The 24,443-nt window shown below is 60.2% G+C and carries 23 protein-coding genes; 19 read left to right on the top strand and 4 right to left on the bottom strand.

Translation table 11 applies throughout. The features are described from left to right. Positions 1 to 29: 29 nt before the first annotated feature. The 18 genes from WE862_RS10490 (at position 30) to exeN (ending at position 18,909) form a co-directional block, all read left to right on the top strand. Positions 30 to 872 (top strand): AAA family ATPase, encoded by an 843-nt coding sequence (locus WE862_RS10490; protein WP_042033069.1) that lies wholly within the window; start codon positions 30 to 32, stop codon positions 870 to 872. 3 nt (positions 873 to 875) lie between these two features. Next, positions 876 to 2,039: a vWA domain-containing protein gene (locus WE862_RS10485; RefSeq protein ID WP_042033068.1), complete on the top strand. Its 1,164-nt coding sequence runs from the start codon at positions 876 to 878 to the stop codon at positions 2,037 to 2,039. A 54-nt stretch (positions 2,040 to 2,093) separates the two neighbouring features. Further along, the gene (locus tag WE862_RS10480; RefSeq protein ID WP_042033067.1) at positions 2,094 to 3,215 is read left to right on the top strand and encodes a beta-ketoacyl-ACP synthase III; all 1,122 of its coding nucleotides are present in this window, start codon (positions 2,094 to 2,096) and stop codon (positions 3,213 to 3,215) included. 56 nt (positions 3,216 to 3,271) lie between these two features. Continuing rightward, entirely contained in the window at positions 3,272 to 4,717 is a 1,446-nt protein-coding gene (locus tag WE862_RS10475) for an HD domain-containing phosphohydrolase (protein WP_042033066.1), read from the top strand. 249 nt (positions 4,718 to 4,966) lie between these two features. Further along, on the top strand, positions 4,967 to 6,535 hold the full coding sequence (locus WE862_RS10470; RefSeq protein WP_042033065.1) for an ExeA family protein: 1,569 nt from the start codon (positions 4,967 to 4,969) through the stop codon (positions 6,533 to 6,535). Continuing rightward, positions 6,535 to 7,221 (top strand): GspB family T2SS assembly factor variant ExeB, encoded by a 687-nt coding sequence (exeB, locus tag WE862_RS10465; RefSeq protein WP_042033062.1) that lies wholly within the window; start codon positions 6,535 to 6,537, stop codon positions 7,219 to 7,221. Before WE862_RS10470 ends, exeB begins: the two co-directional genes overlap by 1 nt. Positions 7,222 to 7,426: 205 nt before the next feature. Then, positions 7,427 to 8,269 carry a GspC family type II secretion system variant ExeC gene (exeC, locus tag WE862_RS10460; protein WP_225628267.1) on the top strand — a complete coding sequence of 281 codons (843 nt, stop codon included), beginning with the start codon at positions 7,427 to 7,429 and terminating at the stop codon, positions 8,267 to 8,269. A gap of 22 nt (positions 8,270 to 8,291) precedes the next feature. Continuing rightward, a complete protein-coding gene (gene exeD, locus WE862_RS10455) occupies positions 8,292 to 10,340 on the top strand; it encodes a GspD family T2SS secretin variant ExeD (RefSeq protein WP_042033056.1) in 2,049 nt (682 codons plus the stop codon). After that, positions 10,340 to 11,845 carry a type II secretion system ATPase GspE gene (gene gspE, locus WE862_RS10450; RefSeq protein WP_042033054.1) on the top strand — a complete coding sequence of 502 codons (1,506 nt, stop codon included), beginning with the start codon at positions 10,340 to 10,342 and terminating at the stop codon, positions 11,843 to 11,845. The genes exeD and gspE overlap by 1 nt, the downstream gene beginning before the upstream one ends. A gap of 1 nt (position 11,846) precedes the next feature. Beyond that, on the top strand, positions 11,847 to 13,067 hold the full coding sequence (gene exeF / locus WE862_RS10445; RefSeq protein WP_042033052.1) for a GspF family T2SS innner membrane protein variant ExeF: 1,221 nt from the start codon (positions 11,847 to 11,849) through the stop codon (positions 13,065 to 13,067). A gap of 152 nt (positions 13,068 to 13,219) precedes the next feature. After that, positions 13,220 to 13,651 (top strand): GspG family T2SS major pseudopilin variant ExeG, encoded by a 432-nt coding sequence (exeG, locus tag WE862_RS10440; RefSeq protein ID WP_041208232.1) that lies wholly within the window; start codon positions 13,220 to 13,222, stop codon positions 13,649 to 13,651. Between the two features lie 38 nt (positions 13,652 to 13,689). Beyond that, a complete protein-coding gene (exeH, locus tag WE862_RS10435) occupies positions 13,690 to 14,262 on the top strand; it encodes a GspH family T2SS minor pseudopilin variant ExeH (RefSeq protein ID WP_042033049.1) in 573 nt (190 codons plus the stop codon). Beyond that, a complete protein-coding gene (exeI, locus tag WE862_RS10430; protein ID WP_042033047.1) occupies positions 14,259 to 14,618 on the top strand; it encodes a GspI family T2SS minor pseudopilin variant ExeI in 360 nt (119 codons plus the stop codon). Before exeH ends, exeI begins: the two co-directional genes overlap by 4 nt. After that, positions 14,615 to 15,361 (top strand): type II secretion system minor pseudopilin GspJ, encoded by a 747-nt coding sequence (gene gspJ / locus WE862_RS10425; protein ID WP_042033046.1) that lies wholly within the window; start codon positions 14,615 to 14,617, stop codon positions 15,359 to 15,361. Before exeI ends, gspJ begins: the two co-directional genes overlap by 4 nt. Further along, entirely contained in the window at positions 15,351 to 16,358 is a 1,008-nt protein-coding gene (gene exeK / locus WE862_RS10420; protein ID WP_082035527.1) for a GspK family T2SS minor pseudopilin variant ExeK, read from the top strand. Before gspJ ends, exeK begins: the two co-directional genes overlap by 11 nt. A 114-nt stretch (positions 16,359 to 16,472) precedes the next feature. Further along, positions 16,473 to 17,657, top strand: a complete 1,185-nt coding sequence (gene exeL, locus WE862_RS10415; RefSeq protein ID WP_156128810.1) for a GspL family type II secretion system protein ExeL — start codon at positions 16,473 to 16,475, stop codon at positions 17,655 to 17,657. After that, positions 17,654 to 18,145, top strand: coding sequence for a GspM family type II secretion system protein ExeM (gene exeM / locus WE862_RS10410; protein ID WP_042033043.1), 492 nt, complete (start codon positions 17,654 to 17,656; stop codon positions 18,143 to 18,145). Before exeL ends, exeM begins: the two co-directional genes overlap by 4 nt. After that, positions 18,142 to 18,909 carry a GspN family type II secretion system protein ExeN gene (gene exeN, locus WE862_RS10405; protein WP_042033040.1) on the top strand — a complete coding sequence of 256 codons (768 nt, stop codon included), beginning with the start codon at positions 18,142 to 18,144 and terminating at the stop codon, positions 18,907 to 18,909. Before exeM ends, exeN begins: the two co-directional genes overlap by 4 nt. A 63-nt stretch (positions 18,910 to 18,972) precedes the next feature. On the opposite strand, the gene WE862_RS10400 is transcribed toward exeN, so the two are convergent. The 4 genes from WE862_RS10400 to WE862_RS10385 form a co-directional block, all read right to left on the bottom strand. Continuing rightward, positions 18,973 to 19,617, bottom strand: a complete 645-nt coding sequence (locus tag WE862_RS10400) for a 3-keto-L-gulonate-6-phosphate decarboxylase UlaD (RefSeq protein WP_042033039.1) — start codon at positions 19,615 to 19,617, stop codon at positions 18,973 to 18,975. A gap of 125 nt (positions 19,618 to 19,742) precedes the next feature. Further along, complete coding sequence (locus tag WE862_RS10395; protein ID WP_042033037.1) at positions 19,743 to 20,435, bottom strand: L-ribulose-5-phosphate 4-epimerase; 693 nt, start codon at positions 20,433 to 20,435, stop codon at positions 19,743 to 19,745. Between the two features lie 40 nt (positions 20,436 to 20,475). After that, positions 20,476 to 20,952 carry a PTS sugar transporter subunit IIA gene (locus WE862_RS10390; protein WP_042033036.1) on the bottom strand — a complete coding sequence of 159 codons (477 nt, stop codon included), beginning with the start codon at positions 20,950 to 20,952 and terminating at the stop codon, positions 20,476 to 20,478. A 44-nt stretch (positions 20,953 to 20,996) separates the two neighbouring features. Next, entirely contained in the window at positions 20,997 to 22,748 is a 1,752-nt protein-coding gene (locus WE862_RS10385) for a PTS ascorbate-specific subunit IIBC (RefSeq protein WP_042033034.1), read from the bottom strand. A 512-nt stretch (positions 22,749 to 23,260) separates the two neighbouring features. On the opposite strand from WE862_RS10385, the gene ulaG reads away from it, so the two are divergent. Then, positions 23,261 to 24,328, top strand: coding sequence for an L-ascorbate 6-phosphate lactonase (gene ulaG / locus WE862_RS10380; protein ID WP_021229099.1), 1,068 nt, complete (start codon positions 23,261 to 23,263; stop codon positions 24,326 to 24,328). Positions 24,329 to 24,443 lie beyond the last annotated feature (115 nt).

The following is a 24,443-nucleotide window of genomic DNA, read 5'->3' as shown; positions in this document are numbered from 1 at the left end:
GGGAGCCAATCGTCAAAGGAACCGACGTTATGGGATTTTCAGGAAGCAGCCAGTATCTCGCCTCCGATGCATTGAAGATGGCGGTCAATGCCGCCATCACCCTCGAAAAACCGCTGCTGATCAAAGGGGAGCCAGGCACCGGCAAGACGGTGCTGGCGGAAGCGGTCGCCGACCATCTTGGCACCGATCTCATTGCCTGGCATATCAAGTCCACCACCAAAGCCCAGCAGGGACTCTACGAATATGATGCGGTAGCGCGGCTGCGCGATTCCCAGCTCGGCGACCCCAGAGTGGCCAATATCAGCCACTACATTCGCCAGGGCAAGCTGTGGCAGGCTTTTAGCGCCGAGCAGCGACCGGTGCTGCTGATCGACGAGATCGACAAGGCCGACATCGAATTCCCCAACGATCTGCTGCTGGAGCTGGATCGAATGGAGTTCGATGTTTACGAGACCGGCGAGCGAGTCAGGGCTCGCCAGCGGCCGGTGGTCATCATCACCTCCAACAATGAAAAAGAGCTGCCGGATGCCTTCCTGCGCCGCTGCTTTTTCCACTACATCCGCTTCCCCGACAAGGCCGAGATGCAGGCCATCGTCAAACTCCACTATCCCGACCTCAAGGAGAGCCTGCTTGGCGAAGCGATGGACCTCTTCTTCGAGCTGCGCGAGGTAGAGGGGCTGCGCAAGAAGCCCTCCACCTCGGAACTCTTGGACTGGATCCGCCTGCTCCTGGCCGACGATATCGCCCCCGAGGCGATGCGCGCCCGCGAGCCCGGCAAGCTGGTGCCCGCGCTATATGGCGCTCTGCTCAAGACCGAGCAGGATTTGCATCTATTCGAGAAGCTCGCCTTTCTGGCCCGGCGCGGCAGCTGACTCATGCTGATCGACTTTTTTACCCATCTGCGCCGCCACAAGCTCCCCTGCAGCCTGCGCGAACTGCTGGACTTGCACGCTGCACTGGCTGCCCGGTTGGTCGCCATCGATATGGACGAGTTCTACCAACTCTCCCGCTGCCTGCTGGTAAAAGACGAGGCTCACTACGATCGCTTCGATCGCGCCTTCGCCGAATACTACGAGGGACTGGAAGCCATTCCCCTGCTGCCGGAGAGCCTGCCCGAGGAGTGGCTGCGCAAGGAGTTCGAACGGCTGTTGAGCCCAGAGGAGAAGGCGTTGCTCAAATCCCTCGGCGGACTCGACAAACTGCTGGAGACCCTTAACCAGCGGTTAAGCGAACAGAAAGAGCGCCACGCCGGCGGCAACAAGTGGGTGGGAACCGGTGGCAGCAGCCCGTTTGGCCACGGCGGTTTTCACCCCGAGGGCGTCCGCATGGGTGGAGAGGGGCTGCACGGCAAGGCGACCAAGGTATGGGAGGCCCGTCACTATCGCAACTTCAGCGACGACTCGCCGCTCGGCCAGCGCGCCATTCAGCTGGCGCTGCGCAAGCTCAGACGCTGGGTGCGCAAAGGCAATCCCGACGAGCTTGATCTCGACGACACCATAAAAAGTTCTGCCCGCCAGGGTTGGCTCGATGTGAAGTTGCGGCCCGAGCGCCACAACGGGGTGAAACTGTTGGTCTTTTTCGATGTGGGAGGCTCCATGGATGCCCACGTGGCCGAGGTACAACGCCTCTTCTCCGCGTTGCGCCACGAGTTCAAGCATCTGGAGTACTTCTATTTTCACAACTGCCTCTACGACTTCGTCTGGAAGGATAACGCCCGCCGCTTTGAGGAGCGGTTCGATACCCTGCGCCTGCTGCGCACCTACGGCAGCGACTACCGGGTAATCCTGGTGGGGGATGCCACCATGGGCCCCTACGAGATCACCTGGCCGGGCGGCAGTGTCGAGCAGTGGAACGAGGAGTCGGGTCAGGTGTGGCTCACCCGCCTGCAGCAGCACTTTCCCAAACTGGTGTGGATCAACCCCACCCCGCGCCGGGAGTGGCTCTGGCACCCCTCCATCAAGCTGATGAATGATGTGGTTGGCGGACGGATGCATCCGCTGACCCTGGCGGGTCTCGCTGCGGCGATCGACCAGCTGTAACCCTCTCTACCCTATAAACCGACAAGCCGGGAACGCACCCGGCGAGGAGCAAAGATGACCGCTATCGTGATCAGTGGCTCAGGCCTCTATACACCCCCCTTTGCCGTCAGCAATGAAGAGCTGGTGGCCGCCTTCAACCAGTATGTGGATCTCTACAACGAGGAGAACGCCTCCGCCATCGACGCCGGCCAGCTCCCCGCCAAGCAGCACTCCAGCTGCGAGTTCATCGAGAAGGCGTCCGGCATCAAGAGCCGTTATCTGGTGAGCCGCGAGGGAGTGCTCAACCCCGACATCATGCAGCCGCTGCTGGCTGAGCGGCCCGATGAGATGCCCTCCATCATGGTGGAGATGGCGGTGGCCGCCGCCGAACAGGCGCTGATCGCCGCCGGCCGCGAGCCGGGAGAGATCGATCTGGTGATAGTGGCGGCATCCAACATGCCACGCCCCTATCCGGCGCTGGCCATCGAGCTGCAGCACTATCTGGGAGCGAGCGGCATGGCCTTTGACATGAACGTGGCCTGCTCGTCTGCCACCTTCGGTATCAAAACAGCCGCCGACATGCTGGCGGCAGGCAGCGCCAAACTGGCGCTGGTGGTCAATCCGGAGATCTGTTCGGGGCACCTCAATTTTCGCGATCGGGATAGCCACTTTATCTTCGGTGATGCCTGCACCGCGGTGCTGCTGGAGCGGGAGGCCGATTGCAAGGTGGCCAATCCGTGGCAACTGGTAGCCAGCAAGCTGGTGACCCAGTACTCCAACAACATCCGCAACAACTTCGGCTTTTTGAACCGGCTGAGCCCGCGCACCCGCTACAGCGACGACAAGCTGTTTCGTCAGCAGGGGCGCAAGGTGTTCAAGGAGGTGTTGCCACTGGTGTGCGACCAGATAGCCAACCAGCTCGATGAGCAGGGCTGGCCCGCAGACTCTCTGAGCCGGCTCTGGCTCCATCAGGCCAACCTCACCATGAACCAGTTCATCGGCCGCAAGCTGCTAGGCCACGATGCCAGCCAGCAGGAGGCACCGGTCATCCTCGACAGCTATGGCAATACCAGCTCGGCGGGTTCCATCATCGCGTTTCATCTGTACAATCGCGACCTTCCTGTCGGGGCGCGCGGCGTCCTCTGCTCGTTTGGCGCCGGCTACTCTATCGGTAGCCTGCTGCTGCAACGGTGCTGAGGATGGTGCGCCTGTCGCGGCGGCCATAACAACAAAAACGCTGTTCAGGTGAAATCATGATGAGAATCTCGGGGCGCTGCGCCCTGCACTACGGGGTAACCCTGTCACTCTTTTGTCTCTATGGCTGGCAGGTCTGCCCGTTTCTCGAGAGCCTCACCCTGCCCCAGTTGCTGGGGCCGACCCTGGTGACGTTCGCCATCATGTTCACCGTGCGCAACCAGCTGCTCTCAAGGCGGCCCCTGCCGCGTAACGGGCTGGACGGGTTCGGACTGGAGGTAGGTTTCTACCTGCTGGGAGCACTGCTGCTCTCGGGCTACAACGCCCTGGTTCACGACTTTCCGCTGGAGAGTCACCTCAAGGTATTGCTGGGGATGACCACCCTCGGCTTTCTGGTGGCGGCCGACCTGACTCTGGAGCGGGATTGGCATCGGGCCAGAGCACGGCAAGCCGAGCAGAACCTGGCACTGAGCCAGCCGCTGGCCATGCCGCTGCCACGCAAGTTCACCCTCTTTACCCTGGCAACCCTCACCTTATTGGGGTGCGTATTCTTCTTGCTGTTCAACAAGGATCTGGAGTGGCTGGTGACGGTGGAGCGCAGTCTGCCGAGGGTCGAGGCCCAGCACTACATCCTGTGGGAGATCGCCTTCGTGATGACGGTGACCTTCAGCTATCTCGCCCTCATCATTCACGGCTACGGCCGCAACCTTGGCCTCTCCCTGCGCCACCAGACCAGCACCATGGCCAGAGTGCAATGCGGTGACTTCGATGCCCGGGTGCCGGTCACCCGGGATGACGAGTTTGGCCTTATCGCCGCCAGCACCAATCAGATGATCGGCGAGCTGAAATCCCGCAGCGACGAGCTCAACCTCACCCGTGATGTGGCCATTCTCGGCCTCGCCTCGCTGGCGGAGACCCGCGACAACGAGACCGGCGCCCATATCATCCGCACCCAGCACTACGTCAAGGCGCTGGCACTGCATCTTAGCCTCAGCGACTGGGATAGCTATCCACTGGATGATGCCACCATAGATCTGCTGTTCAAATCGGCCCCGCTGCACGATGTGGGCAAGGTGGGCATTCCCGACGCCATCCTGCTCAAGCCGGGCAAGCTGACCGATGAGGAGTTCGCCATCATGAAGCGCCACCCGCAGATCGGAGCTGATGCGCTGGCGAGCGCCGAGGCGCAGCTGGGCTCCAACTCCTTCCTGCGGCTGGCGCGGGAGATCTCCCTCACCCACCACGAAAAGTGGGATGGCAGCGGCTATCCGGCAGGGCTGGCGGGTGAGGCTATTCCTCTCTCAGGGCGGCTGATGGCGGTGGCGGATGTCTACGATGCCCTCATCTCGAAACGGGTCTACAAACCCGCCTTCAGCCATGAGGACGCGAAGGAGATCATCGTGAAAGGAAGCGGCAGCCATTTCGACCCGAACATCGTCAACGCGTTTCTCGCCTGCGAGGCGCAGTTCAAGGAGATAGCGGCCAAATTTCAGGATCATCGCTGAGTCGGCAAACCCGTTAACGAACCGACAGGTGAAAACTTTGCCTCCTCAAGCTGTTGACAATAAACTTATTTTTGCAAATCACCGCTATTTTTTGACCATTTGAGCGGCACAATCCCGACGCTGGATCACAAGATGAAGGGAAAGTGCCGTCATTTGTCTCTTGTCCACTCGGATAGCTTCCAATGAGTGCGAGGTTTGCTATCATCCGGAAATATTTTTTACCTGTAACCGGTCACAAAAGAATCCCTCATGTACACACAGTTCTTTGGCCTCTCGGAACACCCGTTCTCCATCTCGCCCAATCCCAAATATCTCTATATGAGCGAGCGGCACGGGGAGGCTCTGGCCCATCTCAGCTACGGATTGCAGGATGGCGGCGGCTTTGTGCTACTGACCGGCGAAGTGGGCACCGGCAAGACCACCGTCTCCCGCTGCCTGCTGCAACAGCTGCCCGCCGAGACCGAGATCGCCTATATCCTCAATCCCTCGCTGACCGAGCGGGATCTGCTGGCGGCCATCTGTGACGAGTTTCAGCTTGCCTACCCGACCGAGGCGGGGATCAAGCTGCTGTTCGACCTTATTCGCGACCACCTGCTGGCCAATCTGGCCGCAGGCAAGCGCAGCGTGGTTCTGGTGGATGAGGCCCAGCATCTGCTGCCAGAGGTGCTGGAGCAGCTGCGTCTGCTGACCAACCTCGAAACCGACGAGAAGAAGCTACTGCAGGTGGTGCTGATCGGTCAGCCAGAGCTGCAGCAGATGTTGCGCCAGCCCCTGCTGCGCCAGCTGGCCCAGCGCATTACCGCTCGCTACCACTTGCTGCCCCTGGGTGCTGGCGATGTCGATGCCTATGTTCGCTTCCGGCTGCAGGTCGCCGGCTGCGTGCAGCCCATTTTTACCCCAAAAGCTATCCAGACCCTCCACCGCCTGAGCGGTGGCATTCCCCGTCTTATTAACCTCATCTGCGACCGCGCCCTGATCGCCGCCTTTGCCCGTGGCAGCTACAAAATTGTCCATGGCGACATCAGTCAGGCCGCCTTTGAGGTGAGCGGGATCCGCGACGAGGGGAGCTGGCTCTCGGGCCTTGCGGTCGCGCTGGCTGGGGCCCTGCTGGTAGCTGCGGGCTGGTGGGGCTGGCAGTTCTTCGGCGTCTTCCCCACCCGGCCGGTGGTCAAGGTCGAGGTACCAGTTACCGTCGATGAGACCGCCGAGCAGCAGGAGCAGCTTACCGAGGCGATCAATCAGGCGCTCGACCCCGAGGGCGCAATGCAGAATCTCTACCGGGTCTGGGGCTACGAGCCCGAGCTGGAGGATGCCACCTGCGACAACGCCCCCCGCGCCGGCCTGCGCTGTCAGGAGGGGGAAGCGAGCCTCGACGAGCTGCGCAATCTGCAATACCCCGCCATGGTCAGTCTTACCGACGAGACGGGCGGCATCTACTACGCCACCCTGGTCACTCTCGGCCCCAAGCAGGCGCGCCTGATGATCGGCAACCAGAGCTGGCAGGTTGAGAGGCAGTGGCTCAGCGACAACTGGGGCGGCAGTTACACCCTGCTCTGGCGCATGCCCAAGGGGGGCGCTAGCCTGATCGGCAACAATGCGGGGCAGGCCCAGATCCAGTGGCTCGACAATGCCCTGAGCCGCGCGCTGCAACAGCCCGAGCGCAAGGTGCGCCGTTTCGATAGCGAGCTCAAGAACAAACTGCAGCAGTTCCAGCGGGATCAGGGGCTCAACCCTGACGGCATCGCCGGCAGCAATACCCTGCTGCGCCTCAACGCCCTCTCCGGTGAACCCATGCCCAGACTGGAGGAGGCCTCCTGATGTCTACCCTGCTCAAGGCGCTGCACCGCGCACAGCAACCGCAGCCACAAACCTGTATCCCCGCCATGGGGCTTGCCATGCCCCGTGAAGAGGCTCGGACATCCCGCCGCCTCGTCTGGCTGCTCGCTCCACTCGCCCTGCTGCTAGGTGCTGGCGCCAACTATGGCTGGCACCTGCTCCACCTGCGCCCCATCGAGGAGAAGGTCGAGGTGAAAGAGGTGGTCACCCCGCCCTTCGTGCGAGTGGAGCCCAAGGCGATGGTAACGCGGCCGCTGCCACCTCCCCTGCCGGAGCCGGTGGTGCAGCAGCCCAAGGTTGCAACCGCCACCAGCAATCCGGCCGCCAGTCGACCAACCCTGGCCGAACAGCTGATGCGCGCCCTCAACGAAACACCGCTGCAACAGGAGTCGGGTACAGTGCCCCAGAGCGTACAGCCGGCCCAGCTGATGCCGCTGAATGCCGCGCCGCTTTCGATCCGCCAGCAGGTTCCCGCGTTCAGCTATGGCTCTCACGTGTTCTCATCCAACCCCGCCAAACGGGCTGTGGTGCTCAATGGCCGTGAATACCGGGAGGGGAGCGAGATTGCCCCCGGGGTGCGCCTGGCCTCCATCGCTCAGGAGTACATGGTGCTGGATGTGGGTGGCCAGAGTGTCACCCTCAAGGCGCTGCAGGATTGGCAGGGCTGAGATTCGCCACAACCAGGGTGCAGACCGGCACTTGGTTGCCTCTTTAATAAGCAATGGAACGCTCAAGGTGTGATGAAATATCAAGTTTTGCCGATTGCAACCGCACGAACGTTGTGTCCAAACGGCTCGCCGTACACAATAGCCAGCTGCACCAAAGCCCGAAAGAATGTTGACGAACATGACCCGACCATCCAGGGATGAGATCTTGATCAAGCTGCTGGCCCAGTGCCGCCGGCTGCCCATGGCCCGCATCACTCAGGCGGTCTTTCTGCTATTGCTGATCCTGCTGGCCCAGCAGTGTGCCAACCTCACCTGGCGTCTGCTCGCCCTGGCCACGCCCCAGAGCAGTCAGCCGTGGCAACCCTCCGTCATTGCAACTGCGGGCCAAAGTGCCCCCCGTCTTGAACTAGGGGAAGTGAGCCGCCTCTCCCTGTTTGGCAAGGCAATCCCCAAGGTGCAACAGATCAAGGAGGTCGCCGCCAACGCACCGCGGACCCAGCTCAATGCCCAGCTCAACGGCGTGCTGGCCAGCTCCGATCCGGCCAAATCGATCGCCATCATCGCCATGTCGGGGATCCAGAACTCCTACAGCGTGGGGGATCTCATCGACGGCACCCAAGCACGGATCCGTCAGGTCTACCCGGACCGGGTCATCATAGAGCGCGATGGCCGCGACGAAACCCTGATGCTCGATGGCGAAGAGTACGGCAAACCCCTGCCCCAACAAGGCGGTAGTGCCCAGCTCTCTTCCGTGCGCAGCGAGCTGATGAGCGATCCCGGCAAGATCACCGATTACCTCAATATTTCACCGGTTCAGGTGGATGGCCGCCTGGCCGGCTATCGCCTCAATCCGGGCAACAATCCGGAACTCTTCAACCAGAGCGGGCTGCAGGCCAATGATCTGGCCCTCAGCATCAACGGCCTGGATCTGCGTGACAACATGCAGGCCATGCAGGCAATGCAGCAGCTGGCTGGCGCTACCGAATTGACCGTGACCGTCGAGCGGCAGGGTGAACAGTTCGATGTCTATGTTCGCTTGTCAGAATAATGATTTTGGAGTCGTACCAAGAATGACCAATAAAGGGAAAGGCTGGCGTCTGGCCACCATAGCGGCGGCACTGATGATGGCAGGATCAGCCTGGGCCACCGAGTATTCGGCCAGCTTCAAGAACGCCGATATCGAAGAGTTCATCAACACGGTGGGCAAGAATCTCAACAAGACCATCATCATCGAGCCCTCGGTGCGCGGCAAGATCAACGTCCGCAGCTACGACCTGCTCAACGAGGAGCAGTACTACCAGTTCTTCCTGAGCGTGCTCGACGTCTACGGTTTTGCCGTGGTGCCGATGGATAACGGCGTGCTCAAGGTACTGCGCTCGCGCGATGCCAAGACCTCCGCCATTCCGGTGGTGGATGGCAGTAACCCGGGCTCTGGCGACGAAATGGTGACCCGGGTAGTACCGGTGCGCAACGTCTCGGTGCGCGAACTGGCCCCTCTGCTGCGTCAGCTCAACGATAACGCCGGTGGCGGCAACGTAGTGCACTACGAGCCCTCCAACGTGCTGCTCATCACCGGCCGCGCCGCCGTGGTAAACCGGCTGGTTGAGGTGGTCAACCGGGTCGACCGTGCTGGCGATCAGGATGTGGACATCATCAAGCTCAAGTTCGCCTCGGCTGGCGAAATCGTGCGGCTGGTGACCAATCTCAACAAGGATAACAACCCGCAAGGGGGCACCACCAGCTTGCTGCTGGCCCCCAAGGTGGTCGCCGACGAGCGCACCAACTCGGTGGTGGTGAGTGGTGAACCGAAAGCACGCGCCCGCATCATCCAGATGGTACACCAGCTCGACCGCGACCTGCAGAGCCAGGGCAACACCCGGGTCTTCTACCTCAAATATGGCAAGGCCAAGGATCTGGTGGATGTCCTCAAAGGGGTCAGCTCCAGTATCGAAGCGGACAAGAAGGGGGGCGGCAACGCGGCCTCCATGGGCGGTGGCGGCAGTATCGGCGGTGGCAAGCTGGCCATCTCTGCCGATGAAACCACCAACGCCCTGGTCATCACCGCTCAGCCCGATGTGATGGCAGAACTTGAACAGGTCATCGCCAAGCTCGATATTCGCCGCGCCCAAGTGCTGGTAGAGGCGATCATCGTCGAAATAGCCGATGGCGATGGCCTCAACCTCGGCGTCCAGTGGGGCAATGCCAATGGCGGTGGCACCCAGTTTACCAACACCGGCCTGCCGATCGGTGGCGCCATCGCGGCAGGCAAGGATTACCAGAACGGCAGTACTGCCGCCGCCAGTAAACTTCTGGAAAACTTTAACGGTATGGCTGCCGGCTTCTATCACGGCGACTGGGCCATGCTGGCCACGGCGCTCGCCTCCAATACCAAGAACGATATTCTCTCCACTCCGAGCATTGTCACCATGGATAACAAGGAGGCATCGTTCAACGTAGGCCAGGAGGTGCCTGTCCAGACCGGTTCACAGAGCTCGACCTCTGGCGACAACATCTTCAACACCATAGAGCGCAAGACGGTCGGCACCAAGCTGGTGGTCACCCCCCAGATCAACGAAGGGGATTCGGTTCTGCTCACAATAGAGCAGGAGGTATCCAGCGTGGCAACCAAGCCTGCAGAAGGCACCTCTACTCTTGGCCCCACCTTCGATACCCGCACCGTGAAAAACGCAGTATTGGTTAAAAGTGGCGAGACAGTCGTTCTGGGTGGCCTGATGGATGAGAAGACCAGCGAGAACGTGTCAAAAGTGCCGCTGCTCGGTGATATTCCGGTGCTGGGTTACCTGTTCCGCTCCACCTCCAACAGCACCTCGAAACGCAACCTGATGGTCTTTATCCGGCCCACCATCTTGCGCGATGCCGACGTCTACTCCGGCATCTCCAGCAACAAGTACTCCCTGTTCCGGGCCGAACAGCTGGATGCGGCCGCCCAGGAGGGTTATCTCACCTCGCCCAAACGCCAGGTACTGCCGGCTTATGGTCAGGATGTAATGATGTCGCCCGAGCTGCAAAAGGAAGTACAAAAGCAGGTTGAACAGATGAAGGTTCGCCAGCAGAGCGCGGTAGAAAGCACCACACCCTTTGTGCAGAGCCGCCCCTGATGAGTGCCTATCATCTCGACGGGAGCAGCCTGCCTCCCCCGCTGCCCGAGCTCCCCTTTGCGTTTGCCCGCAACTACGGGGTGATCCTCAGCGAGCGTGACGGCGCACCTGTGCTGCAGTGCCGTACCGGCGTGACGCCGCAGACCCTGCTGGAAGTTCGCCGGGTGGCGGGCTGTGCCTTTGCGGTGGAGCAACTTGACAACGACGCCTTTGAAGAGCTGCTGATGGCCCACTATCAGCGTGACTCCTCCGAGGCGCGCCAGCTGATGGAAGATCTCGGCAACGAGATGGACTTCTTCGCGCTGGCCGAAGAGCTGCCCCAGAGCGAAGACCTGCTGGATGCCGATGACGACGCCCCCATCATTCGCCTCATCAACGCCATGTTGAGCGAGGCAATCAAAGAGGAAGCCTCCGATATCCATATCGAGACCTTCGAGCGAGCGCTGGTGATCCGGTTTCGCATCGATGGGGTGCTGCGGGAGATCCTGCGTCCCCATCGCAAGCTGGCCTCGCTCCTGGTCTCGCGGATCAAAGTCATGTCGCGGATGGATATCGCCGAGAAGCGGGTGCCGCAGGATGGCCGCATCTCATTGCGCATCGGCGGCCGCGCCGTCGACGTGCGGGTCTCCACCATGCCGTCCAGCTACGGCGAGCGGGTGGTACTGCGTCTGCTCGACAAGAACACCATTCGCCTCGAGCTCAAGCAGCTCGGCATGACGGCGCGCAACCGCAGCATCATCAGCGAGCTTATCCGCAAGCCCCACGGCATCATTCTGGTCACCGGCCCGACCGGTTCCGGTAAATCCACCACCCTCTATGCGGCGCTCTCCGAGATCAACTCGCGGGATCGCAACATTCTGACCGTCGAAGATCCCATCGAATATGACCTCGAAGGGGTGGGTCAGACCCAGGTCAACAGCAAGGTGGACATGACCTTCGCCCGCGGCCTGCGCGCCATTCTGCGCCAAGACCCGGATGTGGTGATGGTGGGGGAAATTCGAGATCTGGAAACCGCCCAGATCGCGGTGCAGGCCTCCCTCACCGGCCATCTGGTGATGTCGACCCTGCACACCAACACCGCCATCGGCGCCATCACCCGGATGCGGGACATGGGGATCGAGCCCTTCCTGCTCTCCTCATCGCTACTGGCGGTACTGGCCCAGCGGCTGGTGCGCACCCTCTGCCCCGATTGCCGCGCATCGCGTCCGGCCACCGAGCAGGAGCGCCTCTCCATGGGGATCAAACTGGAGCCGGATCAGCATATCTGGCATGCGGTGGGCTGCGAGCAGTGCAACCACACCGGTTATCGCGGTCGGACCGGCATTCATGAACTGGTGGTGGTCGATGAGGCGGTGCGCGAGGCGATCCATGGCGCCAGCGGCGAGATGGCCATCGAGCGGCTGATCCGCGGCCACACCCCCAGCATCCGCCGCGACGGCATCGACAAGGTACTCAAGGGGCAAACCAGCCTCGAAGAGGTGCTGCGCGTGACCCGGGAAGATTGAGATGGCGGCATTCGAATACAAAGCCCTCGACGGCAAGGGGCGCAGCAAGAGCGGTGTGATGGAGGGGGATTCCGCCCGTCAGGTTCGCCAGCTGCTGCGAGAGCAGGGGCTCACCCCGCTCGAGGTGAACGAGACCACCGAGAAGGCGAAACGGGAGGCGACCCGCTTCGCCCTGTTCCGGCGTGGCGCCTCCACAGCCGAGCTGGCCCTGATCACCCGCCAGCTGGCGACTCTGGTGGGGGCCGGTCTCACCATCGAAGAGGCGCTCAAGGCGGTGGCCGAGCAGTGCGAAAAAGCCCACTTGCGCAGTCTGGTGGCAACCGTGCGCAGCAAAGTTGTGGAGGGTTATTCGCTGGCCGACTCGCTGGGGGCTTTTCCCCATGTGTTTGACCAGCTGTTTCGCTCCATGGTGGCGGCCGGTGAAAAGTCGGGTCATCTGGAGAAGGTGCTCAACCGCCTCGCCGACTACACCGAACAGCGCCAGCATATGCGCACCAAGCTGTTGCAGGCGATGATCTACCCCATCGTGCTCACCTGCGTCGCCATCGGGGTTATATCGATCCTGCTTACCGCGGTGGTGCCCAAGGTGGTGGCCCAGTTTGAACACATGGGCCAGCAGCTGCCGGGCACCACCCGTTTTCTCATCGGTACCAGCGAGCTGATGCAGGCCTATGGCCTCTGGTTCCTGCTACTGCTTTTTATCGCCAGCTTTGTCTGGCGCTGGTGGCTCACCGACGAGAAGCGCCGCCGGCGCTGGCATCAGGTGCTGCTCGGCCTGCCGGTGATTGGCCGGGTCAGCCGGGGTCTCAACACCGCCCGCTTCGCCCGTACTTTAAGCATCCTCAACGCCAGCGCGGTGCCGCTGCTGGAGGGGATGAAGATCGCCGGTGAAGTGCTCTCCAATGACTTTGCCAGAATGCGCATTCTCGAGGCCGCCGAACGGGTGCGCGAGGGGACCAGTCTGCGCAAGTCGCTGACCGAGACCAAGATTTTCCCGCCCATGATGCTGCACATGATCGCCTCCGGCGAACAGAGCGGCGAGCTCGACAGCATGCTGGAGCGGGCGGCAGACAACCAGGATCGGGAGTTTGAATCCCAGGTCAATATCGCCCTCGGGGTGTTCGAACCCATGCTGGTGGTCTCCATGGCCGGGGTGGTGCTGTTTATCGTGATGTCGATCCTGCAACCGATCCTCGAGCTCAACAACATGGTGAATATGTAAGGTTCGGATGTCCGAATACGCTTCGCTATTCGAACCTACCAATCCAATCGACCTCGTAGGTTCGATTAGCCGACAGGCGTAATCGAACGATCGCGGTTTAACAATCAATCGTCGATGGTTCATGCCATCTCATCTGTGAGGGAGTCAAAGTAATGCAAAAGCGTCGTCAATCCGGTTTTACCCTGCTGGAAGTCATGGTGGTCATCGTGATCTTGGGCATTCTGGCCAGTCTGGTGGTGCCCAACCTGATGGGCAACAAGGAGAAAGCTGACCAGCAGAAAGCAGTCTCCGACATCGTGGCGCTGGAAAATGCCCTCGACATGTACAAGCTGGACAACAACCGCTACCCGACCACCGAACAGGGTCTGGAAGCACTGGTGACCAAACCCTCCATCGACCCGGCGCCGCGCAGCTACCGCGATGGCGGCTACATCAAGCGCCTGCCGCAAGATCCCTGGGGCAACCAGTATCAGCTGCTGAGCCCTGGCCAGTACGGCAAGATCGACATCTTCTCCATGGGTCAGGATGGCGAAGCGGGTACCGATGACGACATCGGCAACTGGAACCTGAAGGATTTCCAATAAGTGATGCTTCCTCACCGCACTCATTGTGAGCTGGCTGCATGAAGCCCGCTTTCTCCTCTCACCGCCAATCCGGCTTTACCCTGCTGGAAGTGTTGCTGGTCGCCATGCTGATGGGACTGGTGGCCACCGCCGTCACCCTCAGCATGGGTGGCGCAAAAGGTGACAGGGAGATCGACAAGCAGGCGCGCCGCCTGATGGCGACGGTGCAACTGGCGCAGGAGTACGCGGTGATGGATGGCCGGCTGGTGGGTATTCGCGTCGAAGAGAATGGTTGGCAGTTTATGCAGCGTCAGGCCAAGGATCGCAAGTGGCTGGCCCTGACCGGTGACAAGCAGCTGGGTCAGGTGCAACTGCCGGAGAACATGGTGCTGACCCTCGAGCTGGAGGGATTTGGCTGGCAGCCCGATCCCGATGAAGATCGCGAGAAGAAGCGGGATGACAAGGAGCGCACCCCGCAGCTCCTTATCTTCCCCGGTGGCGAGCTGACTCCCTTTACCCTCACCTTCAGCCAGCAGGATGACGATGTGCGCTACACCCGCATCGTCAAGGGGGACGAGTTCGGCCGCCTGACCCTGCTCACCGGCGATGAGGATGAAGAGGTGACAGAGTGAACGCCCGCGGTATGACACTACTCGAAGTGATGGTGGCGCTGGCGGTCTTTGCCATCGCGGGTCTCGCGGTGATGAAGACCGCCAGCGAGCACCTCTCGGCCCTCAACTATCTGGAAGAGAAGACCCTCGCTACCTGGGTGGTGGAGAACCAGCTGGTGCAGCAGAAGCTCAAGAACAAGTGGCCCGGCGACAGCTGGGTAGAAGGGGATGAGCAGATGGCCGGGCAGACCTGGTACTGGCGCTATCGCGGGGTCGCGACCAGCGACAGCAACTTCAAGGCGCTCGATATGGAAGTACGCACCGAGGCCAAGGCCGAGAACCCGATCGCCATGATGCGAACCTATATCAACCGATGATCCCGAGCAACACCTGCCCTTCCCGTCACCGTGGTTTTACCCTGCTGGAGATGCTGGTGGCCATCGCCATCTTCGCCACTCTCAGCATGGGCGCCTATCAGGTGCTGCAAGGGGTACTCACCAGCGATGAGGTAGCCAAGCGCAAGGAGGCCCGCCTCTCCGAGTTGCAGCTCGCCTTCACCCTGCTGGAGCGGGATGTCACCCAGATGGTGCCGCGCAGCGGCCGCCTCGAGGGGGAGAACAACAAGGTGCTGCTGGCCGCCTCCCGTTTTGGCCAGCAGAGCGATGACTGGGGCATGGCCTTTATGCGCAGCGGCTGGCTCAACCCGGACGGCATGCTGCCCCGCTCTCATCTGCAGCGGGTCGGCTGGCGGCTCAAGGATCAGAAGTTGGAGCGCCTCAGCTACCTCTATCCGGATCCGGTGATCGGCACCGAGCCGCGCACCCAGCAGCTTCTGACCGGCGTCACCGCGTTTCGCCTCTACTTCTACGACAAGGGGAGCTGGAAGGAGGAGTGGACCCAGCGCAGCGTGCTCCCTTACGGGCTCGCGGTCGAGCTGGATCTGGAGGATTACGGCACCATTCGTCGGCAATTTTTGATTGGCGCCGGCGGCCAGCGCGCCGAAGAGAACAGCCAGAGCAGCAATCCCAATCCGGGCGGCGACAGCAATAACGGCAACAACAGTGGCAACGGTAATAACAGCGGCGGCAACCAGAACGGGGGGAGCGCCAATGCGAACTAACCCTGTACTCCCCGGCCGCCAGAGCGGCATGGCCCTGCTGGTGGTGCTGCTGATCCTCTCGGTGATGGTGATCATCGCCAGCAATATGAGCGGCCGTCTGCAACTGGAGCTGCGCCGCGCCAGTAATGTCACCGCCGGCAAGCAAGCCTGGTGGTATGCACTCTCGGCGGAGGCGCTGGTGAGCAAGGTGCTGGCGCAGGATTTCAAGGATGATCCCGAGGTGGTAAACCTCGGCCAGAACTGGGCCCGCAAGAACACGGTGTTTCCGGTGGATGATGGCCAGCTCAAGGGCGAGGTGACCGACCTGCAATCCTGCTTCAACCTCAACAGCCTGAGCGTACCCAATCAGGCGGGCAACAACGGGGAAGAGCTGGAGCAGCAGCCCTATCCGGTGCAGGTGTTTCGCGCCCTGCTCAAGGAGCTGGCGATGGATGATTACGAGGCGGCCCAGCTCACCGACGCCATCCGCGACTGGACCGACAAGGATACGGTGCTGGTCTCCAGCCTCGGCGCCGAGGATGCCTACTACGAGGGGCTCAAGCCGCCTTACCTCACCGCCAACCAGTGGATGCTGGGCAAGGATGAATTGCGGGCGGTGCGCGGCGTAACGGCCAGGGTCTATGCCAAACTGGCCCCCTATGTCTGCACGCTGCCAAGCGACAAACTGAAGATCAATATCAACACCCTGCTGCCCGAACGCCCCGAGCTGCTGGCAGCCCTCTATCTGGGCAAGATTGGTAGCGATGACGCCAAGCGGGTACTGACCGAGCGGCCGAAGAAGGGGTGGAAAGAGAGCAAGCTGATGACGGATCAGCTGCCCGTACCTCTTGAAACCGTCAAGGGGCTCAAGGAGGCGCTGGTGGTCAAGAGCGACTTTTTCGAGGCCCGCGTTGTTGCCGAGGTCGGCGACAGTCGCGCCTGGCTGGAGAGCATCTTCCAGCGGGGCAAGGACAACAAGCTGGTCATGCTGCGCCGCCTCAATAGTGGCGCCGAATAAACAAGCGCTGACGGGAGCGACTCCCGGCAGGGCAAACATTGGATGCAGCCTGCGGGCTGCGCACCGGTTGCGTCGGCCTGGCCCGCGCGAACCGGTATCGCAGGAGAGAGATGCGTGAGCGAGAGTCTGGTCATCCGTCTGGGGACCACCAAACAACAACCGGTCGCCTGGCTGGTCTGGTCGAGTCAGGAGCAGGAGATCATCGCCTCCGGCGAGCTCCCCTCAGCTGACGCGCTGGGCGAGCTGCAGGAGCGCGCTGGCGGCCGCCCCGTGGTCACCCTGGTGCCGGGCAGCGATCTGATCTTCCGCCGCGTCACCCTGCCGGGGCGCTACAACCGCCAGTCGGCGGCGGCCCTACCCTATCTGCTTGAAGAACAGATCGCCTCCGACGTGGATGAGCTGCATCTGGTGGTGCTGGCCCACGACGGCCCGCAGGTCGACCTGATGGCGGTGGATCGCCAGAAGATGGCCGAGTGGCTCGGCTGGCTCGAGGCTGCCGGCCTTAGAAGTCAGCAACTGCTGCCCGATGTGCTGGCACTGCCGCAGGCGGCTGATGGCTGGTCTGCCCTGCAGCTCGGCGCCGAGTGGCTGATCCGCCAGAACCCCTGTCAGGGGATCGTGGTAGACGAGTCGCTGCTGGCCATCTTGCTGGCCGCCGAAGCCGAACCTGTCACCATTCACAGCCATACCCCGGCGCCCGCCATTGCGGCGGCTAACTGGCAGCCGGCCGAGCCCGAGCTCCCCATGCTGCTGCTGGCCAAGGGGGCCCTCACCTGCCGCGCCAACCTGTTGACCGGCCCTTACCGGCCACAGACCGAATATGCCCGCTACTGGTTGCAGTGGCGCAAGGTGGCCATTACCGCCGCGCTCTTGCTGCTGGTGGCACTCGTCCAGCGCGGTGTCCAGCTGCATCAGCTGGCGGAGCAGGACAAGGCGCTCAAGGCGGAGATCCGTCAGGTCTACAGCCGCATCTTCCCTAACGAAAGCCGCATCGTGAACGTGCGCAGCCAGATGACCCAGCACCTGCGGCTGATGGGTCAAGCGCCGCAAAACGGCATGCTGCTGATGCTCACCGAACTGGCCCCCACCTTTGCCGAAGTGCCCGGCCTCAAGCCACAGGTAATGCGCTTTGATGCCAGCCGCCGCGAGCTGCGGCTGCAGGTGACCGCCCCCGGCTTTGCCGAGATAGAGCGGTTCCGCGAGCTGGCGGGCAAGCGCTTCGAGGTGCAGCAGGGCGAGGTGCGCAGCACCGAGGGCAAGGTTGAAGGGGCGCTGGTGCTCAAGGGGAAATCATCATGATGGAAAAATTGCAGAGCTGGTGGCAGGGCATCACCGCACGAGAACAGCGACTGGTGGTTGCAGGCAGCATCCTGCTGCTGGTCGGCCTCTTCTACTGGAGCGTCTGGCATCCTCTCAACAACCGCATCGCCGAGCGCGAACGTCAGGTGCAAAACCAGCAACAGACCCTCGCCTGGCTCAAGGAGAAGGGGGAGGAGGTGCTGGCCATGCAGGGCGGTCAGGGGCGCCAGATAGACACCAGCGGCACCCTAGAGGGGGTCGTCAACCGTACCGCCTTCAACCACAAGATCAAGATTGCCCGCCTGCAACCACAGGGGCAGGAGCTGCAGGTGTGGATCGATACGGTCCCGTTCGATGATCTGCTGCTCTGGCTCGCCACCCTGGTGGAGCAGCACGGCATTCAGGTTCAAATCATCGAGCTGGCCCGCGAGGAGCTGGCGCCGGGTCTGGTCAAGGTCAGACGTTTGCAGTTGAGTCGTCCCCAATGAAAAAACGCATCCTGATTGCCAGCCTGTTTCTGGCAGCCTACTTCATCTTCCTGCTGGCGACCCTGCCTGCGGCGCTGGTGGTGCGCTATCTGCCGCTGCCCGCCAACGTTGCCAGCCTGCTGAAGATGGAAGGAGTGAGCGGCACCCTGTGGAGCGGCCAGATCGCCCGGCTGCAATATGCCAGCGAATCCATCAGCCAGCTGCGCTGGGATCTCAATGGCTGGTCACTGCTGCGCTTCGCCCCCGAAGTGGCCATTCGCTTTGGCGAGCGCAACGGCCTCAACGGTCAGGGCGTTGTCGGCTGGAATGGCGCCGCCTTCGGCCGCGACCTGACCCTCAATGCCCCGGCCCCCTGGGTGATGGCGCGCATCCCACTGCCGCTCCCCTTCCCGGTCACCCTCACCGGTCAGCTGCAACTCAAGGTGGATCAGTTTGCCCAGGGCACCCCTTGGTGCGACAACCTCTATGGCAACCTCGACTGGTACAACGCCAGCGCCGATACCCCGGCGGGCAAGCTGGATCTGGCCGATCCCGAGGTGAAACTCACCTGCCTCGACTCCAGACTGGTGGCCGAGCTCAAGCAGGGTTCGGATGCGGTACAGACCAGCGGTCGCCTCGAGCTGCAACCCAATGGCCAATACCTGTTTCAGGGCAGCCTGAAACCGGGCCCAGCCCTGCCAGAGCAGATGCAGCAGGGGCTCCCCTTCCTCGGCCAGCCCGACAGTCAGGGCCGCTTCCCCCTGCGCTATCAGGGCCGGATCTAACCCCTTCAATAACAAGGCCCCGGAGTATTTCCGGGGCCTTTATTCACTAATAACCTGCTCCTGTTACCAATATTTGTTTATCTCGCGGCGTAACGCTTCGGCGGTTGCCTGACCGCTTTCCGATGCCAGTGCCCGCCCGGCGATAAAGGTCTTGGCCCGGATCCCTTCAAACAGATGGATATCTTCCGGCACGATACCGCCGGTGATCGACAGCTCCAGCCCCAGCTCGGAGAGCGCACGCATCTTGCTCAAATCGGCCTGGGTCCAGCTGACCCCGGCCAGCTCGGCATCCCGCGAGCGGTGATAGATAGCCTGGGTGATCCCCATATCGGCCCACTGTTTGGCATCATCCAGCGTCCAGTTGCCATAGATCTCGATCTGGATCTCCCCGCCAAACTCGTCCGCAACTTTCTTGCAGGCAGCAATGGTAGCAACATGTGCGGCGGCCGATACCGTGATCCAGTCAGCTCCGGCCGAGAAGGCCATGCGAGCCAGAATGGTACCACCATCTGTGGTCTTCATATCACACACGATAATGTGATCAGGGTGACGCTCGCGCATGGTGCGTACCGCAGACATCCCTTCTGCAAAAGCCAGAATAGTGCCGACCTCGATCACTTCGACATAACTGGCGACGCGATCGGCAATATCCACGGCAGTAGCAAGATCGGTAGAATCCAGAGCAATCTGTAACATGGGTTTGGTCATACTATATTTCCTCAATTTAAAACCTTGGCAGAATGAATTGGCCCATTGATTTAAAGTCAATAAAGGGCCGTAACCTGATGTCACTAACATAAATAGATGGGCAATTTAAATAACGGGTCGACTAATTAGCGCTGGCCGTAATAGGCATTCTCACCATGTTTTCTGAAATAGTGTTTGTCAGACAACTCCTGCGCAATATGGATGGCCGGATTCAATGCTCTGGTTGCCAGCGCCATGGTGGCGACCTCCTCCAGCACCAGCGCATTGTGCACCGCATCCACCGCACTCTTGCCCCAGCAAAACGGGGCATGGCCAGTAATGACCACGCCTGGCAAGGCCTGCGGATCCAACGCCCGTCGCTGAAATTCTTCGACAATGACCTTGCCGGTATTTTTTTCATAATCAACGCGAATTTCATCTTCGGTCAACGGACGGGTGCAGGGAATATCGCCATAGAAATAATCGGCATGGGTGGTACCCAAGGCGGGAATATCCATTCCCGCTTGCGCCCAAATAGTGCCATGACGGGAGTGGGTGTGCACAATACCGGAAATACCTTTAAACGCTTTATATAAAACCAGATGGGTTGCGGTATCACTGGACGGGGATAAATGCCCATCGACGATCTGGCCTGCCAAATCAACCACCACGATATCGTCAACGGTCATATTGTCGTAAGAGACCCCGGATGGCTTGATAGCCACCACGCCCAAGCTGCGATCTATCTGGGATACGTTGCCCCATGTCAGGGTAACCAGACCGTATCGGGGCAACAGCAGGTTGGCCTCCAGTACCGCCTCTTTCAATGAGTTGTACATTTCGTTCTCCTGAGCCCCTTGCGGGGCTACGTTGGGTGCCTCAGACCACTTGCGCCAGCGCCTGATCAATGACGTTGAATACATCTGCCGTGCTCTGGCACGCTCGCAGCTTGTCGAGGTTGATCCCGCTCTCGCTGTTTTCATCCTCCAGCACCTGAGTCACCTCCATCAGTCCCTCCATGTGTTCATCCGAGGTACTGCCCGCCAGCGTCACCAGCACGTCCACCGGCTCCTCTTCCCCTTCAAATTTCACCGGCGTGGTCAGGATGACCAGTGCAAACGCCGTGCGATTGACTCCATCCTCCGGCCTTGCATGGGGCATCGCGAATTGGGGGGCAATCACGATATAGGGTCCCATCTTTTCAATGCTGCCGATGATTGCATCGTGGTAACGCGGCTCTACTGCGCCGGAGCGGATCAGCATGTCGGTGCCCAGCTTGATGGCGCTTCGCCAGTCGCTGGCGGCCGCGTTGAGCAATACCGAGTTGTTTTCCATCAGAGATTGTTTGAATTTCATCTTGTTCTCCTTGCCCGCGGCTACATGCAGCGAGGCTCATCGGCTTAATTTGCAAAGTTGTTCTTGATGATGCCCAGCAGTTCATCACCAAACGAATTGGGGTTGAGCATGTTCTGTACGCCCAGCACGAATTTGCCCTCACCGGGGCTCATCTCGCCGGCCAGATGCTTGGAAGAGACGATGATGTCGGTGGTCTGCAGCTTGGTTTTGTAATCGGCCACGGCGCAGGAGTCCATGACATGGGGCACGCCACGCTGCTCGAGAAACTTGCCGATCTTCATCTTCATCATCATGGATGAGCCCTGACCGTTACCGCATACCGCCAGGATCCGCACTGCATGTCCCCCTTTGGCACTCTCGACTGGCGAGGCTGGCTGATCGGCCGCTTCTTCTGCCACGGCGGCACTCGGGACAGCCATATCTTCTTCCATCCGCAGGGTGCGGGAAGCGAAGTACATATAAAGCCCGGCGCCGGCCAGCAATACCACGAAGAACAGGGAAGATAGCGAGAGGCCCTGCATGATCACCGGGAATACCAGCGCCCAGTCAGCCATCCCCATCCAGCCGTTGAAGCTGGTGCCATTGACCGCGAACAGGTGGATAGCCCAGGCAGAGCCCAGCACCTCGATGATCCCCATGACGAAGCAGATCTTCATCACCGCTCGCCAGCCGCCAAAGTGGTTGGCGAACACCCCTATGGTGGCGTTGGAGAAGAACATGGGAATGAAGCCCGGGATAATCATGATGGGCGCCTGGAATGCCAGCAGGGCAAGCACAGCAAGGAACTGACCGATAGCCCCCCACATGAAGCCAAAGACCATGGCATTCGGCGAGTAGGCGTAGATGGCGGCGCAATCGATTGCCAGGACGGCGTTGGGAATGACCCGTTCGGAGATCCCCTTGAAGGCCTCGGAGAGTTCGGCAACGAACATCCGCACCCCCACCACGATGACCTGAATGGCGACCGCAAACTTGAGACCGGTTTCGAGAATGTAGATGGACCAGTGAGTCTGACCCGCCATCTGTTGCAGATTATCGAGGCCAAACGAGAGCAGGATGATACCGAAGAAGATGGTCATCACGATGGCGGTCGCCGTGATGCTGTCGTGGAAGATGTGCAGCCACTTTGGCAGCTTCAGGTGATCGACGCTCTCTTCCTTGTTGCCCAGTTTCGGCGCCACTTTGGTGGCAATCCAGGAGGCGACCTGTTGCTGGTGGCCGATGGAGAACCCCGCCCCGCCAGTTACTTCCTGAGTCGGCTTGAACATGATGTTGGAGGAGATCCCCCAATAGAGCGCCATGATAACGGCGGAATAGAGGATGGTTTCCCACATCGAGGCGCCCATCACCATATAGAAGACCGCGATGAGGCCCACCTGCTGAAACATGATGTGGCCGGTCAGCATGATGGTGCGGATCCCGGTATAGCGCCGCAGCAACACCAGCAGAATATTGAGGGCAAGGGCCAGCAATACCGCATAGCCGACCCAGGAGTAGTTCTCTCCCATGGTTTCCATGGTCGCCATCATGGTGGTGTAGGGATCAATCACTGAACCGGTGAGGTGATGATATTCCGCAATTTTGTCCACCACCGGCTTGAAGCCTGCCACCAGCGTACTGGCGCCCACCTGCACCAGCATGAAACCGACGATGGTCTTCACGGTGCCCTTGACGACCGTCGTGCCATCCTGCTTGAGCAACAGGTAGCCAATACAGGTCACCAGCCCCAACAGCAAGGGTGCCTTGGTCATCACCTGACTGTAAAAGATGTAAAAAGCGTTGTAGAGGGTTTCCATATTTATGCTCCGTCCAGATGAGGACAACTCATGGCTATTGGATTGGTGCGGACATCTCACCATTCATATGGGCATTGCTTTACCTGACGCCCCGCGAGCAGATTCAACTGTCACCACTCACTATCAAATCCAAAATAATCATACATAATCACATGGTGATTTATTGTGATGAAGATCGAGGTCGGGAGAATCTCTTTTTTCCACCATCCGGATGTGAAATTTAGGTTAAAAGGGTACTCAAAGCTGCATGAAAGGATTCAAAGAATCCCTATAAATAGGCGAAAAATAAGTAAACCCAATAAATACAATCACTTAAAAACATGTTCATCTCTTGATTGTGATATGCCGCAATTAATCTCACAAAACAATCACCACAATCATTGATAATCATAAAAGTGAGTAATATAGTCACAATCAATCAAAGCAAATCACTGACTCGCAACCATGCAAGTCATGTCATCACCCGATGAATCACCACTGTGTGAACCATCCAAATCAGAAAGGTATGTGAGATGAGCAAGATTGAAGAAATCACCCGTGAATCATGGATCCTCAGCACCTTCCCCGAGTGGGGCACCTGGCTGAATGAAGAGATTGAGCAGGAAGAGGTCAAACCGAATACCTTCGCCATGTGGTGGCTGGGTTGCACCGGTATCTGGCTGAAGTCTGCTGGCAATACCAACATCTCCATCGACTTCTGGTGCGGCACGGGCAAGCGAACCCATGGCAATCCCTACATGAACAAGCAGCACCAGATGATGCGGATGGGGGGCGTGCGCAAGCTGCAACCCAACCTGAGAACCTCACCTTTCGTGCTCGATCCTTTCGGGATTAAAGATATCGATGCAGTGCTCGCTACCCACGATCATGCCGACCATATCGACGTCAATGTGGCGGCTGCCGTGCTGCAAAACTGTGGTGAGCATGTGAAGTTCATCGGCCCGAAAGCCTGTGTCGACCTCTGGTTGCGCTGGGGGGTGCCTGCCGAGCGTTGCGTGGTGGCCCGCGTAGGTGACGAGATCCCGGTGGGCGATATCGTGATCCAGGTACTCGATGCCTTTGACCGTACCGCGCTGGTCACCCTGCCGGCGGGGGTCTCTTCCACCGACAAGAGCATTCTGGATGGCATGGATGATCGGGCAGTGAACTATCTGGTCAAGACATCCGGGGGCAACCTCTACCACTCGGGTGATTCTCACTACTCCAACTACTATGCCAAGCATGGCAATGACTACCAGATCGATGTGGCGCTGCTCTCTTATGGCGAGAACCCCCGCGGCGTGACCGACAAGATGACCTCATCAGACATCTTGCGGGCCGGGGAGTCCCTCAACACCAAGGTGGTGATCCCGTTCCACCACGATATCTGGGCCAACTTCCAAAGCGATCCCCGCGAGATCGAAGTGCTCTGGAACATGAAAAAAGATCGCCTCGGCTATCGCTTCAGCCCCTTCTTCTGGCAAGTCGGTGGCAAATACACCTTCCCGACCGACCAGAGCAAGCTGCACTACCAGCACCCGCGCGGGTTCGATGACATCTTCATCGATGAGCCGGAGCTGCCTTACAAATCTTTCCTGTAAGCACGCCTGTCAGACGTCGGGTAATACGAGGGAGGGTGATGGAGATGGGCCAGCAAGGCGTCATCTCAATCACCCCCTCTATTGCCCCCACCTCACCGGATAACAAGAAGATCAG

Source organism: Aeromonas jandaei (assembly GCF_037890695.1).
GTDB classification, from domain to species: domain Bacteria; phylum Pseudomonadota; class Gammaproteobacteria; order Enterobacterales; family Aeromonadaceae; genus Aeromonas; species Aeromonas jandaei.
Note: the sequence above shows the minus strand (reverse complement) of the source record. Positions and strands in the feature narration are given on the sequence as shown.

Bases quoted from the DNA above. Each gene is read 5' to 3' on its own strand.
- ulaG (WP_021229099.1), top strand. From the start codon at position 23,261: ATGAGCAAGATTGAAGAAATCACCCGTGAATCATGGATCCTCAGCACC.
- exeD (WP_042033056.1), top strand. From the start codon at position 8,292: ATGACCAATAAAGGGAAAGGCTGGCGTCTGGCCACCATAGCGGCGGCA.
- exeK (WP_082035527.1), top strand. From the start codon at position 15,351: ATGCGAACTAACCCTGTACTCCCCGGCCGCCAGAGCGGCATGGCCCTG.
- exeM (WP_042033043.1), top strand. From the start codon at position 17,654: ATGATGGAAAAATTGCAGAGCTGGTGGCAGGGCATCACCGCACGAGAA.
- WE862_RS10480 (WP_042033067.1), top strand. From the start codon at position 2,094: ATGACCGCTATCGTGATCAGTGGCTCAGGCCTCTATACACCCCCCTTT.
- WE862_RS10400 (WP_042033039.1), bottom strand. From the start codon at position 19,617: ATGACCAAACCCATGTTACAGATTGCTCTGGATTCTACCGATCTTGCT.
- WE862_RS10385 (WP_042033034.1), bottom strand. From the start codon at position 22,748: ATGGAAACCCTCTACAACGCTTTTTACATCTTTTACAGTCAGGTGATG.
- WE862_RS10395 (WP_042033037.1), bottom strand. From the start codon at position 20,435: ATGTACAACTCATTGAAAGAGGCGGTACTGGAGGCCAACCTGCTGTTG.
- gspE (WP_042033054.1), top strand. From the start codon at position 10,340: ATGAGTGCCTATCATCTCGACGGGAGCAGCCTGCCTCCCCCGCTGCCC.
- WE862_RS10390 (WP_042033036.1), bottom strand. From the start codon at position 20,952: ATGAAATTCAAACAATCTCTGATGGAAAACAACTCGGTATTGCTCAAC.
- WE862_RS10490 (WP_042033069.1), top strand. From the start codon at position 30: ATGGGATTTTCAGGAAGCAGCCAGTATCTCGCCTCCGATGCATTGAAG.
- exeH (WP_042033049.1), top strand. From the start codon at position 13,690: ATGAAGCCCGCTTTCTCCTCTCACCGCCAATCCGGCTTTACCCTGCTG.
- WE862_RS10470 (WP_042033065.1), top strand. From the start codon at position 4,967: ATGTACACACAGTTCTTTGGCCTCTCGGAACACCCGTTCTCCATCTCG.
- exeF (WP_042033052.1), top strand. From the start codon at position 11,847: ATGGCGGCATTCGAATACAAAGCCCTCGACGGCAAGGGGCGCAGCAAG.
- exeB (WP_042033062.1), top strand. From the start codon at position 6,535: ATGTCTACCCTGCTCAAGGCGCTGCACCGCGCACAGCAACCGCAGCCA.
- WE862_RS10475 (WP_042033066.1), top strand. From the start codon at position 3,272: ATGATGAGAATCTCGGGGCGCTGCGCCCTGCACTACGGGGTAACCCTG.
- WE862_RS10485 (WP_042033068.1), top strand. From the start codon at position 876: ATGCTGATCGACTTTTTTACCCATCTGCGCCGCCACAAGCTCCCCTGC.
- exeN (WP_042033040.1), top strand. From the start codon at position 18,142: ATGAAAAAACGCATCCTGATTGCCAGCCTGTTTCTGGCAGCCTACTTC.
- exeG (WP_041208232.1), top strand. From the start codon at position 13,220: ATGCAAAAGCGTCGTCAATCCGGTTTTACCCTGCTGGAAGTCATGGTG.
- gspJ (WP_042033046.1), top strand. From the start codon at position 14,615: ATGATCCCGAGCAACACCTGCCCTTCCCGTCACCGTGGTTTTACCCTG.